Genomic DNA, 15265 nt, shown 5'->3' on the forward strand with positions numbered 1-15265 from the left:
GAATACATTCCGTGAATTCTAAAGTATTAAAAACGTTAGAGTTTGATAAAATCAAAGAATTATTAAAGCAATATTCTGCATCCGCACTTGGTCATGCAATGGTATCCTCCCTCATGCCTTCGGTTGATTATGAGGAAATTTCAGCTCTTCACGAAGAAACAGATGAAGCCATGACCATCCTCAGATTGAAGGGTCATGCCCCATTAGGCGGGATATTCGATATACGTCCACACGTCAAGCGTGCTCAAATAGGCGGAATGCTTTCCCCTTCTGAATTCGTTCAGGTAGCGAGTACGATACGGGCAAGCAGGAAGCTGACGCTTTTTGTAGAGGAGTTACTGGAGGAAGAGGTGGACATTCCCCTTCTGCAGGAGAAAATAGGGACGGTCATTCCTCTACCCTATCTAGAACAGGATATAAGGAAAGTCGTGGATGATAACGGGGAAATCCTTGATACAGCAAGTGAGGCACTCCGCACGATCCGTACGCAGCTACGGGCCAATGAAGGTCGGATCCGGGAGAAACTTGAGCGAATGATCCGCTCTTCCAATGCTCAAAAAATGTTATCCGATGCGATCATTACCATTCGTAACGATCGATATGTGATTCCGGTTAAACAAGAGTACAGGGGTCAATATGGCGGGATCATTCATGACCAATCATCATCGGGTCAAACATTATTCATCGAACCGGAAGCCATCGTTCAACTGAATAATCAACTTCGTGAGCTTCGATTAAAAGAGCAAGCTGAAATCGAAAAGATTCTCCTGGAGCTGTCTGAAAGTGTGCAGGAATCCGGAGAAGAACTGCTATTGATTGTCAGCGTCCTGTCAGACATTGATTTCATGTTCACAAAAGCGAAGTTCGGACGATCCATTAAAGGGTCTAAACCGACGATCAATAATGAACGCCGGGTGCGGCTGAACAAAGCACGACATCCTCTTTTGCCGATAGATGAAGCGGTGGCGAATGACATCGAGTTGGGGACTGACTTTTCTTCCATTGTCATAACAGGGCCAAATACCGGGGGGAAAACCGTCACCCTGAAAACTTTGGGATTAACGAGTTTAATGGCGCAGGCCGGTCTCCCGATCCCGGCTCTCGATGGATCAGAAGTGGGCGTCTTCCATACCATCTACGCTGATATCGGGGACGAACAATCGATTGAACAAAGCTTAAGTACCTTCTCTTCTCATATGGTCAATATCGTGGACATCCTTAAAAAGGCAGATCATGAGAGTTTAGTGCTGTTTGATGAATTGGGTGCCGGTACAGACCCTCAAGAAGGTGCTGCGCTTGCCATTTCCATTTTGGATGAAGTACATGGAAAGGGTGCAAGAGTCGTGGCGACCACCCATTATCCTGAATTAAAAGCATATGGGTACAATCGTGAAGGAGTCGTGAATGCAAGTGTGGAATTTAATGTAGAAACATTAAGTCCTACCTATAAGCTTTTGCTCGGGGTTCCTGGAAGGAGTAATGCCTTTGAGATTTCGAAGCGTTTAGGGCTTTCAGATTCAGTCATTCAGAGAGCGAAGTCCCATATCGGAACGGATAGCAAAGAAGTGGAGAATATGATTGCCTCCCTCGAAGACAGCAGACGTCAGGGTGAACGGGAGCTTGAAGAAGCCCATGAACTTTTAAGACAAGCTGAGAAAATGCATAAAGATATGCAGAAGCAAATGATGGAGTATTATGAGAAAAAGGATACACTGTATGAAAAAGCTCAACAAAAAGCCACTGAAGTCGTTGAAAAGGCGAAAGCAGAAGCGGAACAAGTGATCAAAGATTTACGAAAAATGCAGCATGAAAAATCAGCTCAAATCAAAGAACATGAACTGATCCAGGCAAAAAAACAACTGGAAGATGCCACTCCGAAATTGAAGACTTCCGGTCAAAAGAAAAAAGTCAATCAGGCTGAGCATGAGTTAAAGCCAGGGGACGAAGTCAAAGTCTTAAGCTTTGATCAAAAAGGCCACTTGGTCGAACGGGTGTCTGCGAAAGAATGGCAAGTACAGATGGGCATCATGAAAATGAAGGTAAAAGAATCAGATCTTGAATTCATTCAATCTCAACAGAAGGTAGAGACGAAACCTCTCGCCACAGTGAAAGGAAAGGATTTTCACGTCAGCCTTGAGCTAGACCTACGTGGTGAGCGTTTCGAAAATGCATTATCCAGAGTGGAGAAATACATCGACGATGCTCTCCTTGCCGGTTATCCCCGCGTTTCCATCATTCATGGAAAAGGTACTGGAGCTTTAAGGCAAGGTGTGCAGGAATACTTGAAAAATCACCGATCGGTCAAAAACATTCGTTTCGGGGATGCAGGTGAAGGTGGAACCGGCGTAACAGTTGTTCAATTTAAATAAGAGCCTTTAGACTGCTCATATGTTCGGGTTTTCATAGTGAAAATAATCGAGTGGTTTAATTAAAGCGGTAAAGGGAGCTTTACGATGAAGAACTTTTGGGAAAATGAATTTATTCAAACGGCTGGGAATTATAGCGTGGTCATACTATGTTTGGTTCTGTTCTTAGCTATTTTCGAACTGGTCACAAAGTATAAGAACTGGGAAGAAATAAAAAAAGGCAACTTGGCCGTGGCGATGGCAACAGGAGGGAAAATATTTGGGATAGCGAATATTTTCCGCCACTCCATCAGCCATAACGATACCATCCTGACAACAATCGGATGGGGTGTGTTTGGCTTTTTTCTATTACTGATCGGCTATTTCATTTATGAATTCCTCACACCCAAATTTAAAATTGATGAAGAAATCGCTAAAGATAACAGGGCGGTGGGCTTCATTTCATTAGTTATTTCAGTTGGTTTATCCTATGTAATAGGAGCCGGTATATCGTAAGGAGAGGGAATATGGAAACATTGGCAAAGGTATTACTCACTCTATGTGGGGGATTTTTACTCGTTGGGATCATTTATATGTTGTTCTTTACGTAACGGTTGAATAACGAACGAGATTCAATTCAATCGATGCAATCTGTGAATAAAGCTGATATTGATACAATGCTAAAATAATAATAATGTACGAGCAGACTGTCATATGGTTGAATAGGCAGTCTTTTTTCTTTGATAAAATCATCTGTAAGGAAGGTCAAGCCTAAGAAATAGGAAAAAAGTATCAAGTGGATTGAATTGAAATTGTAACTGAAGTCCCCTTATATTATAATAGTGAATAGAAGAAATTTTCTAAATATTCAAAGGGAGGGATTACAATGAACAAACCATGGTTTGCTGAATATCCAGCAGAGATTCCCACGGAGCTCGATCTGACTGAAAAACCACTTCAGTCCTATTTAACTGAAGCAGCTACCCTTTATAGCAGTAAGGTAGCCATTCAATTTATGGGCAAGGAAATGACCTACACAGAATTACATGAATCCGCACTCAAGTTCGCCCATTACCTTAAATCGCTTGGAATTAAGAAAGACGATCGGGTGGCAATCATGCTGCCGAATACTCCTCAATCCGTCATCGCGTACTATGGCATTCTCTACGCAGGTGGAATTGTCGTACAAACCAATCCATTATATATGGAAAGGGAAATTGAATACCAAATGAAGGATTCAGGGGCCAAGGTGATCCTGACGTTGGATATTTTATATCCAAGAGTGTCGAAAGTGATGAAGAATACAGGACTTGAGCACATTATTGTAACCGCTATCAAAGACTACCTTCCATTTCCCAAGAATCTCATCTACCCATTCATCCAGAAGAAACAATACGGCATTGTTGTAAAAGTGGACCATTCAGGACAGAATCATTTATTTACGGAGATCATGAAAACAGCGAAACCGGAAAGTCCCGATCATGCATTTGATTTTGATAACGATGTGGCCCTTCTTCAGTACACAGGCGGGACGACAGGTTTTCCAAAAGGGGTTATGCTTACCCATAAAAACCTTGTCGCTAATGCTTCCATGTGTGATGCGTGGCTTTATAAATGTAAAAAGGGCGAAGAGCGTGTCCTTGGAATCCTCCCATTCTTTCATGTGTACGGTATGACAGCCGTTATGATATTATCCGTCATGCAGGGATATAAAATGATCTTACTCCCTAAATTTGATCCGGAAACAACTTTGAAAACCATTCAAAAGCAGAAACCGACCCTGTTTCCTGGTGCTCCTACCATCTATATCGGTTTGCTGAATCATCCGGAACTTAAGAAATATGACCTATCCTCCATCGATTCATGCCTTAGTGGAAGTGCCCCATTGCCTGTGGAAGTGCAGCAGCAATTTGAAGAAGTCACCGGCGGGAAACTGGTAGAGGGCTATGGATTGACAGAATCTTCACCTGTCACACATTCCAATTTCCTTTGGGATAAAGAAAGAATAAAAGGAAGCGTCGGAGTCCCGTGGCCAAGTACGGATGCAGCCATTTTCTCACTGGAAACAGGAGAACCGCTCCCACCGAATGAAATGGGTGAAATCGTCGTGAAAGGTCCACAGGTGATGAAGGGTTACTGGAATCGTCCGGAGGAAACCGAGCAGACGTTAAGGGATGGCTGGCTATTGACCGGTGATTTGGGGTATATGGATGAGAGAGGTTACTTCTATGTTGTGGATCGCAAAAAGGATATGATCATTGCGGGAGGCTTTAATATTTACCCTCGTGAAATCGAAGAGGTCCTTTATGAACATCCTGCGATTCAAGAAGTTGTTGCTGCAGGCGTTCCGGATGAATACAGGGGAGAAACCGTAAAGGCGTATGTGGTCCTGAAAGAAGGAGAAGTCCTGACAGAGGAAGAACTCAATGAATTTGCCCGTAAATACCTGGCTGCCTACAAGGTGCCCCGGATTTATGAATTTAGAAAAGAGCTTCCCAAAACGGCAGTTGGAAAAATATTACGCAGAGCACTTGTAGAAGAAGAGCGCCAAAAAATAGAGGAAGAACAGAAAACAAGTTAAAATGAATACCATTGGGCTTTTTCTTTTTGTTGTAAATTTGGACAAGGCATCTCTTCTTGACAAGTAAAGAGAAAACTTTTATTATAAAAATATGAATGAACGGTCATTCATATTTCCTTAAGGCAGGTCAAGAACTCATGAAACGAAATAAACCTAAATACAAGCAAATTATCGATGCTGCTGTTATTGTTATAGCAGAAAATGGTTACCATCAGGCACAAGTATCCAAGATTGCGAAGCAGGCCGGGGTCGCTGATGGAACGATTTATCTCTATTTTAAAAATAAAGAAGATATCCTGATTTCGTTGTTTAAAGAAAAAATGGTACTCTTTGTCGAAAAAATTGAGGAAGTTATAGCAGGAAAACAGACAGTTTCAGAGAAATTATTAGTGATGATTGAAAATCATTGTAAAATTCTGTCGGATGATCATCATCTAGCGATTGTGACACAACTGGAGCTCAGGCAGTCCAATAAGGATATCCGTTTGAAGATCAACGATGTATTAAAAGGATATCTGCAATTAGTCGATAAAATTCTGATCAGCGGAATAGAATCCGGAGAGTTTTCTGGTGACCTGGATGTCAGGCTGGCCCGACAAATGATCTTCGGGACTCTGGACGAAATGGTGACAACGTGGGTGATGAACGAACAGAAATATGACTTAGTAGCTCAAGTCCCTGCTATTCACAAACTATTACTTCATGGGTGTGGCGGCAGGAACTAAATTAGTTTAGGGGGATGAGAGATGGAAAGTTTAACATGGTCATTAGAGGGAAAGGTAGCAACGGTTCTGATCCAAAGACCTCCTGCTAATGCTTTAGCCAGCGGACTTATTAAAGAAATCGATTCAGTTCTGGATGAGCTTGAAGAAAACGCTGAAGTACGGGTGATCTTACTGAAGGGTGAGGGGCGATTCTTCTCTGCAGGAGCTGACATTAAAGAATTCACAACGATTGAAACGGGTGAAGAATTCTCTAAGTTGGCGAAAAAAGGCCAGGACGTTTTTGAACGGATGGAGAACTTCTCAAAGCCGATCATTGCAGCCATCCATGGCGCAGCCCTAGGCGGAGGTTTGGAGCTTGCAATGGGATGTCACATCCGATTGGTCAGCGAGAATGCAAAGCTCGGTCTACCGGAGCTTCAGTTAGGCCTTGTACCTGGATTTGCCGGCTCCCAGCGCTTGCCGAAATTGGTAGGCAGGGCAAAAGCGGCAGAAATGCTATTAACGAGTGAGCCAATCAGTGGAACAGAAGCTGTACAGTGGGGACTTGCCAATAAAGCTTACCCTGAGGATCAGCTCTTTGATAAAGCGAAGGAAATGGCCGATAAGATAGCGAAGAAGAGCCCAGGGGCGATGAAAGCAGCCATTGAGCTGTTAAGTTATACAAAAGATGATCGATTCTATGAGGGTGTAATGAGAGAATCGGATCTTTTCGGTGAAATCTTTGTATCCGCTGATGCCAAAGAGGGTATTTCAGCGTTTGTTGAAAAGAGAGAACCTCACTTTAAAGGCTAGAATACATTCTAGTAATATAGTAAACTCTTATTGAGGGGCAGTCTTGAATGTTCAAGCTGCCCATTCAAAGGGGCTAAATTGTCAAAATCTTTTTAAGGGAAAGAATGTTTACATTATTAGGAGGGACTTACGCATGAACATCTATGTACTTTTGAAAAGAACGTTTGATACCGAGGAGAAAATTTCGATCCAAAACGGTCAAATTGCTGAAGATGGAGCTGAATTTATCATAAATCCTTACGATGAATATGCAGTGGAAGAAGCTATTCAAGTTCGCGATGCACATGGTGGAGAAGTGACGGTTGTAACAGTTGGCGGAGAAGAAAGTGAAAAGCAACTGAGAACAGCACTTGCAATGGGTGCAGATAAAGCAGTGCTGATCAACACAGAGGATGACCTTGATCATGGTGATCAATTCACTACAGCCAAAATCCTTGCCCACTATTTAAAAGAACAGGAAGTAGATTTAATCCTGGCAGGTAATGTTGCGATCGATGGTGGATCTGGACAAGTTGGACCACGTGTGGCAGAACAGCTTGATATCCCTTATGTAACCACGATCACGAAATTAGAAATTGATGGCGGAACGGTAACAGTCACACGTGATGTAGAAGGGGATTCAGAAGTAATTGAAACATCTCTGCCTTTACTTGTAACGGCACAGCAAGGATTGAACGAACCACGATATCCTTCACTTCCAGGAATCATGAAAGCGAAGAAAAAGCCTTTAGATGAAGTGGAATTGGATGATATTGATTTAGATGAAGATGAAGTAGAAGCGAAGACAAAAACAATTGAAATCTACCTTCCGCCGAAGAAGGAAGCAGGTAAAGTGTTAGAAGGCGAATTGGATGCTCAAGTATCAGAGCTTGTTTCACTTCTTCGCAATGAAGCGAAAGTTATATAAGGCTGACTCATAGTAATAACTAACATTCAGGGGGTATTTAACATGGCGAGAAAAGTATTAGTACTTGGAGAAGTTCGGGACGGATCATTACGTAATGTTTCCTTTGAAGCGATTGCGGCAGGTAAAACAGTGTCTGAAGGCGGAGAAGTAGTAGCCGTTTTAATCGGCAAAAGTGTAAGCGCTTTAGGTGAGGAAATGATTCAATATGGTGCGGACAAAGTAGTGGTTGTGGAAGATGATAAACTTGAGCAATATACATCAGATGGCTATTCACAAGCGGTTCTATCGGTTATCGACCAAGAGAAGCCTGAAGGAATCATCTTCGGACATACTGCACTTGGAAAAGACTTGTCTCCTAAAGTGGCCAGTAAGCTAAGCACAGGATTGATTTCTGATGCAACTGACCTTGAAGAAGCTGGTGGGAACCTCGTTTTCACAAGACCGATTTATTCCGGGAAAGCATTTGAAAAGAAAATTGTGACTGGCGGTGTGATTTTTGCGACAATCCGTCCAAATAACATCGAGCCGTTAGCGAAAGATGAGTCACGTACAGGAGAAGTTTCTTCCCTTTCCGTTGATATTAAAGACTTACGCACAATCATTAAAGAAGTCGTACGTAAAGCAAGCGAAGGTGTGGACCTGTCTGAAGCGAAAGTCATCATCGCCGGTGGACGTGGAGTGAAAAGTGAAGATGGATTCAATCCTCTTAAAGAACTGGCAGATGTTCTTGGTGGAGCAGTAGGAGCATCACGTGGAGCATGTGATGCCGACTATTGTGACTATTCCCTGCAAATTGGTCAAACAGGAAAGGTCGTAACGCCTGACCTATATATTGCATGTGGTATTTCTGGAGCCATCCAGCATTTAGCGGGTATGTCGAATTCAAAAGTCATCGTTGCGATCAACAAAGATCCTGAAGCGAACATCTTTAACGTAGCGGATTATGGGATCGTGGGTGACCTGTTCGAAGTGGTACCGATGCTGACTGAAGAGTTTAAAAAGCTTAAAGTATCTTCTTCTTAATATAATTGACGTTTTGAAGTAGCGTCTAAAGGGTATGAGCATATTATGTAGTGAAAATAAGGATGCAGCCGGGTGGCTGCTCCTTATTTTTCTTCCCTGTATATTCCGTTATATGAAGGGAATATTACCTACGAGCAGATTAATAGCATCACAAAAAAAACGGTGATATACTAACGTTACATTCAAAGTTTTTAGGAGGCGCATATAAATGGCAATTACACATGCTACTGATCAATCATTCTCAACTGAAACAAATTCCGGACTGGTATTAGCGGATTTCTGGGCACCTTGGTGTGGACCTTGTAAAATGATCGCTCCAGTACTTGAAGAGTTAGATGGCGAAATGGGCGACAAAGTGAAAATCGTCAAAGTTGACGTTGATGAAAACCAGGAAACAGCAGGTAAATACGGGGTTATGAGTATCCCGACTTTAGTTGTCCTTAAAGACGGCGAAGTTGTAGATAAAGTAATCGGTTTCCAACCTAAGGAAGCACTTGCTGAACTATTGAACAAACACGTATAAGAAATTCTTTTCAAACACCGGGGCTGTCATGACAGCCCCGGTGTTTTTTTTGTTTCAACAAAATTTTCAAAAAACGTTGACTATGATAATCATTCTCGATATAATTTTAAACGGAAATGAAAATCATTATCATTTATATCTACAATTCATTCGGGGGTACATACATATGAAAAAGAGAGACTTAACCAAAATCTTTGCAGCATTTCTATTAACTGGTTCCGTATTAGCAGGTTGCGGAAGCTCATCTGAAGAACCGAAAGAAACAGGTCAATCTTCTGAAGAGAAGAAAGAAGAACCAAAAGAAGAAAAAGAAGAAATGACGCTTAATACAGAATCACAAGTTAAAGCGTATTCAGATATGAAAGCTGAATTAGAGAAAATGAAAGAAGACAAGGAAGTAAATTGGGATACTGTCAATGACATTTACACTTCTGAGTTACAAGCATCGGTAAATGAAGTGAATGGTGAATTTTCTCAAGGGATTGAAGCCGCTATTTCAGGTGGACAATCAGGTGAGCTCGACAAAAACGTTGCTCGTCAAATCATCGATAAACTGACGCAGTCTTATTTTTATCAAGTTCAAAAAGGGTTACAAGGTCAAGCAAGTGAAGATCTGGAGGCAGATAATGCGGATGATGCGAAAGCAAAGTTTGCAGAAGTCAAGTACTTGGCAGAAAATGTATTCATTCCTACAGCTGAAAAGCGTGATGGATTATATGAGTTATCAGGTGAATCCAGTATGGTAGAAAACATTAACAACGGCCTGTCACTACAGGAAGAAGCATTGGCAGATTCAAATGCTGAAGACTTCGCAGTTTATAAGCAAGTGACGGATAAATCAATCTATCAAAGCTATTACCTTGCTTCAAATTCCTATGCTGAAAAAATCAGTAAAGCGGTTGAAGAAGGAAATACGGAAGAGTTAGCGATTATGCAAGCAGAAGGATATGGCTTCCTCCAGGCTATTAAAGGATCTTTATCTGGTGGAGACGAGGCTGCTGCGAATGAATTGGATTCCATCTTCTCACTGGAAAATGATCCATCTACGATTGATGCTGATAAAGTGAATTCTCTATATACGAAAGCAATCAAAGGTAAAGCAGAAGGATATCATGGAGAAGCGGCAGAAGCTGTAGAGTCTGGTGATATTGCCAAAGCAAAAGTAGAAGCGATGGAAGGCAATATGTTTGTTAAAATGCTAGAGGTGAATGTGAAAGACAAACTTGGAGAAGAGAAATCACAAGAGCTGTTTGATCTTTCTCAAAAATGGTTTGAAGCAATCTCTGCTGAAAAAGCAGATGAAGCGAAACAGCATAGTGAAGCTATTCTTAACATCCTGAATCAATTATAATATAGTGTATAGAGGCTGGCCTGCATGTTGGGGTCAGTCTCTATTTGTAAGTAATTCTTATTCTCCATGCCCGATTGTGCTAAACTAAACCTATTGTCTAAAAGTCAAGAGAGTGTGATGAAAGTGAAAATAGTGATTACAGGTGGTGCGGGATTTATCGGGATGCACCTGACAAAAAGGCTTCTTAAAGTGGGTCATCAGGTTTCAATCATTGATTGTTTCCATGCCTATTATTCAGCTCATCGAAAGAAACAGCATTTGAAAGAGATTCAATTCCCTACCGGGGATTTATACGAAGTCGATCTAATAGATCGTGACAAGACCAGAGCGATTATCAATGAATTAAAGCCTGATGTGGTCATCCATTTAGCCGCTTTGCCAGGGGTGGCCTATTCATTGGAAGAGCCGCTTAAATATGTGGATTATGACATTAAAGCCACGATCAATATTGTAGAGGCTTGTGGAGAAGCCGGAGTCAAACATTTCTTGTTTGCGTCTTCATCCTCTGTTTACGGGGATAAGCCGGGAATGCCGTTAAAGGAAGAGGATGCAGATGGTATGACCATCTCACCATACGCTGCTTCGAAGTGGAGTGCAGAAAGCTTCTGCCATATGTACGCAAATATGTATGATATGCATGTGAACATCCTTCGTTTCTTTACGGTGTATGGTCCATGGGGAAGGCCGGATATGGCGATCCCTAAATTCATATCGAAACTACTGAAAAACGATTCCATCTCTATTTTTGGTAGTGATAGTGGACGGGACTATACGTATATTGATGATATCATCAACGGGATTGAATTAACTTTACAAAAAGGGATAAGAGGAGAAACCTATAATTTGGGGAGTGGCCGGGTAGTGAAAATGACCGCATTATTAGAGGTTCTTCACCGTCATTTTCCTGGAATGAACGTGAACTATGATACGTATCGTCTGGGGGACGTTTTTTCTACTCATTCGGATATTTCAAAGGCTCAATCTCATTTGGGATATTCTCCAACCACTACCATTGAAGAGGGAATAGGGAATACCATTCTGTGGGCAAAACAAAATGAAAAGCATTTATAAATCTCTTAAATACTTAATCGGATTCGGGATCGTTTGCTATTTTATATGGTTCATTGCAACAGGGTGGGACCATGTGCAGTTTAAGCGGTTTTTATATCAACTGATTCTTCATCCCGTCATGGTGATTTCGGGTATGGTCATTTATGGTTCCTCTTTCTATTTAAAAGGGATAGCCACGAAAAAACTTCTAGGTGATGAAATCAAGCTTTCCAGTGCCATGTATGGTCTTTGGTACAGCTTGGCACTCAATCATCTGCTGCCCATCAAGGGCGGGGATGTTCTCCGTTCGTATATTTTATATGAAAGAGAAGGATTATCTAAATCAGCTTCTGCTCAATCTGTTATTATAGTAAGGCTGATGGATATTCTTTCACTCTTTCTACTCGTATTATTGGGGATATCGTATGTATCATTAGAAAACCCATTATCAACTGATGTCATTTTAGTTGTCGGAGGAATCCTCTTATTATTGATAGGATTGATTTCTTATTACAAACGTCAATTTCTCTATCAGCAATGGAATGTCATGCTCTCTCTCATAAAGGGGAGGGGATTTTTCTATGCATTTTTCCTTGTTTTCATCAGTTGGATATTGGAAGCGGCCTTGTTGCTGTCTGTTTGCATCGCAACGAATACAGGAATTTCCACCTTTCAGGGGATATGGGTGAATAGCCTAACCATTCTAGGTCAGGTCTTTCAAATTACACCGGGTGGGCTAGCGAATTATGAAACGATCATGGCTTTTGGCCTCAATCAATTCTCCATAACGATGGAAACAGGTATTACCATCGCAGTTCTGACACATGGGATCAAATTCATATTCTCATATTCTGTTGGACTGTATGCGCTAGTGAAGTATCCTGTTTCACTGACACTCATTAAAAAGTTAAGTAAAAGAAAAGGAGGGGCATGAAGTGAAAAGCGCCTCTAAGTTTGAAAAGGTAGCGGCACGCTGCTGGAATTTATTAAATGAAGGAAAACCCTTCACACCCATTTTTACTGTAGGTACGATGCTTCTCTTTCATCTTGGTGATTTTGCCTCGTTACCATTTTGGCTGAATTTCACGATTAGTTTAGCGATCACCTTGCCACTTTTTATACTATTCTTTGTTTATGATTTCCCATTGTTTTTAAGAAACTACCTGTGGCTGCCGATTGTGGCTTACTTAATCATTGGATGGGAATGGGATCTAGGGTTATCCCTGTTAGGAATCGGTCTTTACTTTTTCTTCACGATCTTATTCTGGGGAACATTATATTATCACTTACGCATCGGAACGTCGTGGCTTAACTTCACAAGGTTCTGGAAGCTCGTACTGAAAAACAGTGACTCCACAAGCGGGAATGCCCAGGAGCAGCTTCCTAAATTTCTATTATTGCTGGCTTACTGGCAGTACACGTACTCCCTTCTTGATACAAGCCAGCAGCTGCCAATCGTTCAGTTCTTAAGTTTCTTTGGAGGTCTTTTGGTTTTCACATTTATTCTTCACCGTTACTTATTTGATTGGAAGCCAAAGATGTATGAAGAATATGCAAAGAAGGCGGAGGATTGGAAAGAAGATCGGGCAGATCGTGTAGTGGTCATCGTGGTAGACGGAATGAGGAAAGAACGATTTCAGGAAGCGGAAACCCCGTTTTTGGATTCCCTCAAGGCAGAAGGAACAGAATTCTCCAACATGGAGACGGTATATCCTGCCCGCACGGTCGTCTGCTTTTCATCCATGTTCACCGGGACGTATCCGTATGAACACGGGATCACCTCGAATATGGTATGGAAGCTTGGGATTAAAGTCGAAAGCATTTTTGACTCGTTACGAAAAGTCGGGAAAAAGGGAAGACTATTAGGTGTGGCCCATCTGGTCGATTCCATGGGGGCTGACGTCGATACGTTCACAGCCGTCATGCATAACGATAAAGCGGATCCGACAATCATGAAAAAAGCGAAACATATCATGAAAGAACAAGACCCGGATTTATTCATCGTACAAATGATCGGGACCGATCAAACCGGACACAGTCGCGGGGTTTTATACGATGAGTATTTGCAAAAGATAAAAGAAGCAGACCGATTGATTGAAGACTTTGTCCAATGGATGAAAGAAGAAGGCAAGATGGAAAACACAACATTATTTATCTGTGCCGACCATGGACAGGCTGATGGAATCGGGGGACACGGGCATCTTGATGAAGGAGAACGATTCGTTCCATTTATCATGCACGGACCTAACATCCATAAGGGACGGAAGGTAGAGTCCAAGCATAGTCTTGTTTCCATGGCCAGTACCATCGCTCATATTCTGGGAGCACCATTCCCGGGCCATGCACGTGGACCTGTATTAGAAGAAGCATTTAGAAGAAAGGAAGAACATCGTGAATAAACAGAAGGTTGTTGTTTTTTTACCTGCTTATAACGAAGAAGAAACCATCGGGGATGTCATCCGTGACATTCCCAGGGAGTTTCATCCTGATGTTCTGGTCGAAGTACTTGTGGTGAATGATGGGTCGACCGATGACACCGTTAAGGTTGCAGAAGAAGCAGGAGCAGACTATATCGTACATATGGAACGTAATTCAGGCTTAGGGGCTGCGGTAAGAAGAGGGTTAAAGGAATCGCTGCTAAAAGGAGCGGATATCGGTGTCATGATTGATGCGGATGGGGAATATCCTGCATCTCAAATTCCTGAGCTGTTAGAGCCGATCTTCACGAATCAGTCAGACTATACAATGGGATCCCGCTTTAAGGGGACCATCGACGGAATGAGGATCCATCGCCGCCTCGGTAATTATTGTTTTACCTTACTACAATGTGTGTTGCTGAGAACCTGGATCTATGATGGTCAATCAGGGATGAGGGCATTCTCTAAACAAGTAATGGAACATGCAGAAATCATTCATGACTATAATTATGCTCAAGTGGTGACTCTAAATATCATGCGTAAAGGTTTCAGAATGATGGAAGTTCCGATTGAATATAGAGTCCGGACGAAGGGACAATCCTTCATCAAGTTCAAAGCCTATATGTTTAATGTGCTTCCGGCTATCGCACAAGAAATGAAACGGCCTGTTGAAAAAGTGGATATAGATTATAATGTTCACAAAATTTCTGCAACATCCATTGAAGGCCTTTAAAATCGTATTGACAAGTATAATGATAATCATTATCATTGAAAATACAGGAGGATTTCCATATGAAAAAAAGCCTTTTTTTTAGTCTTTCACTGATATTTATTCTCAATTACATATTTATCCCGTCACAGGCATCTGCTTATTCTTATGGGGATCCAGGGGAAGAGAAAATCGCTGAAGCGTATAAAGAGCTGGAAAACAGCTTAGAGAATGATGACTGGGATAACGCAAAGAAAATATATGATTCGTATGAAAAAGATTTTGAACTATATTTTTCAAAGGTGCAGCCCGATATAAAAAAAGCTTTCGAGGAAAAAGACAAGGATCTTTTATTAGAAAGCTGGAGAGCAGCGTTGATGCTGAATATCGAAAGAAGACTGCATTTCGCTCAAGAGCAATTCGACGATTATGGGCAGGCGAAACTTCTTCTTGCTAAAGCGAGAGGGACGTTTAATGTACTGGAACCATTTGTTGTTGAAGAAAAAAGCCAGGAAGAGGCAGACAAGATATATGCAGCATTCGATACTGCGTTAAATTCCTTGGGAAATCCCGGTTTGTTCGGGATTGGAAGCAAAGATAATGATCCTGAAGCTTTCGATAAAGAAGTTGAATCGATCATTAAAGAACTTCGACCGTTATTTCCGATTCCTTCTGAGAAAGCGGATGAAAGTCATCTGAACGAAGAGAATCTTGGATTTTTAGATGGGATAGGTGAAGGGGGAAGCTCAAGCTTCTGGCTCTACTTCTCACTAGCACTGGTCTTGATTCTAATCATACTGATTACGATCAATAAACGTAAAAATAAACAGTAGCACCGGGGT

At 41.7% G+C, this 15265-nt stretch carries 14 protein-coding genes; all 14 read left to right on the top strand.

All coding sequences use genetic code 11. From position 1 onward, the window contains the following. Positions 1-11: 11 nt before the first annotated feature. The 14 genes from ACQKFO_RS00125 to ACQKFO_RS00190 all read left to right on the top strand — a co-directional run bounded on the left by ACQKFO_RS00125 (position 12) and on the right by ACQKFO_RS00190 (position 15256). Entirely contained in the window at positions 12-2369 is a 2358-nt protein-coding gene (locus tag ACQKFO_RS00125; RefSeq protein ID WP_427596358.1) for an endonuclease MutS2, read from the top strand. A gap of 84 nt (positions 2370-2453) precedes the next feature. Then, entirely contained in the window at positions 2454-2861 is a 408-nt protein-coding gene (locus ACQKFO_RS00130; protein ID WP_427596359.1) for a DUF350 domain-containing protein, read from the top strand. Positions 2862-3231: 370 nt separating this feature from the next. After that, entirely contained in the window at positions 3232-4926 is a 1695-nt protein-coding gene (locus ACQKFO_RS00135) for a long-chain-fatty-acid--CoA ligase (protein WP_427596360.1), read from the top strand. 137 nt (positions 4927-5063) lie between these two features. Further along, positions 5064-5651, top strand: coding sequence for a TetR/AcrR family transcriptional regulator (locus ACQKFO_RS00140; RefSeq protein ID WP_427596361.1), 588 nt, complete (start codon positions 5064-5066; stop codon positions 5649-5651). A 21-nt stretch (positions 5652-5672) separates the two neighbouring features. After that, a complete protein-coding gene (locus ACQKFO_RS00145) occupies positions 5673-6443 on the top strand; it encodes an enoyl-CoA hydratase (RefSeq protein ID WP_427596362.1) in 771 nt (256 codons plus the stop codon). Positions 6444-6576: 133 nt separating this feature from the next. Continuing rightward, positions 6577-7350 (top strand): electron transfer flavoprotein subunit beta/FixA family protein, encoded by a 774-nt coding sequence (locus tag ACQKFO_RS00150; RefSeq protein ID WP_149156248.1) that lies wholly within the window; start codon positions 6577-6579, stop codon positions 7348-7350. Positions 7351-7392: 42 nt separating this feature from the next. Beyond that, complete coding sequence (locus ACQKFO_RS00155) at positions 7393-8373, top strand: electron transfer flavoprotein subunit alpha/FixB family protein (RefSeq protein ID WP_427596363.1); 981 nt, start codon at positions 7393-7395, stop codon at positions 8371-8373. Positions 8374-8581: 208 nt separating this feature from the next. Next, the gene (gene trxA / locus ACQKFO_RS00160) at positions 8582-8896 is read left to right on the top strand and encodes a thioredoxin (RefSeq protein ID WP_148969866.1); all 315 of its coding nucleotides are present in this window, start codon (positions 8582-8584) and stop codon (positions 8894-8896) included. Positions 8897-9062: 166 nt separating this feature from the next. Continuing rightward, complete coding sequence (locus tag ACQKFO_RS00165; protein WP_427596364.1) at positions 9063-10247, top strand: hypothetical protein; 1185 nt, start codon at positions 9063-9065, stop codon at positions 10245-10247. Positions 10248-10370: 123 nt separating this feature from the next. Beyond that, complete coding sequence (locus ACQKFO_RS00170; RefSeq protein ID WP_427597743.1) at positions 10371-11318, top strand: NAD-dependent epimerase/dehydratase family protein; 948 nt, start codon at positions 10371-10373, stop codon at positions 11316-11318. Next, entirely contained in the window at positions 11302-12231 is a 930-nt protein-coding gene (locus tag ACQKFO_RS00175; protein WP_427596365.1) for a lysylphosphatidylglycerol synthase transmembrane domain-containing protein, read from the top strand. The genes ACQKFO_RS00170 and ACQKFO_RS00175 overlap by 17 nt, the downstream gene beginning before the upstream one ends. A gap of 1 nt (position 12232) precedes the next feature. Beyond that, positions 12233-13696 (top strand): alkaline phosphatase family protein, encoded by a 1464-nt coding sequence (locus ACQKFO_RS00180; RefSeq protein ID WP_427596366.1) that lies wholly within the window; start codon positions 12233-12235, stop codon positions 13694-13696. Beyond that, positions 13689-14447 carry a glycosyltransferase family 2 protein gene (locus ACQKFO_RS00185; protein WP_427596367.1) on the top strand — a complete coding sequence of 253 codons (759 nt, stop codon included), beginning with the start codon at positions 13689-13691 and terminating at the stop codon, positions 14445-14447. Before ACQKFO_RS00180 ends, ACQKFO_RS00185 begins: the two co-directional genes overlap by 8 nt. A gap of 59 nt (positions 14448-14506) precedes the next feature. Then, positions 14507-15256, top strand: coding sequence for a hypothetical protein (locus tag ACQKFO_RS00190; RefSeq protein ID WP_427596368.1), 750 nt, complete (start codon positions 14507-14509; stop codon positions 15254-15256). Positions 15257-15265: the final 9 nt, after the last annotated feature.

It is taken from the genome of Rossellomorea sp. NPDC071047 (assembly GCF_050270195.1).
Classification (GTDB): domain Bacteria; phylum Bacillota; class Bacilli; order Bacillales; family Bacillaceae_B; genus Rossellomorea.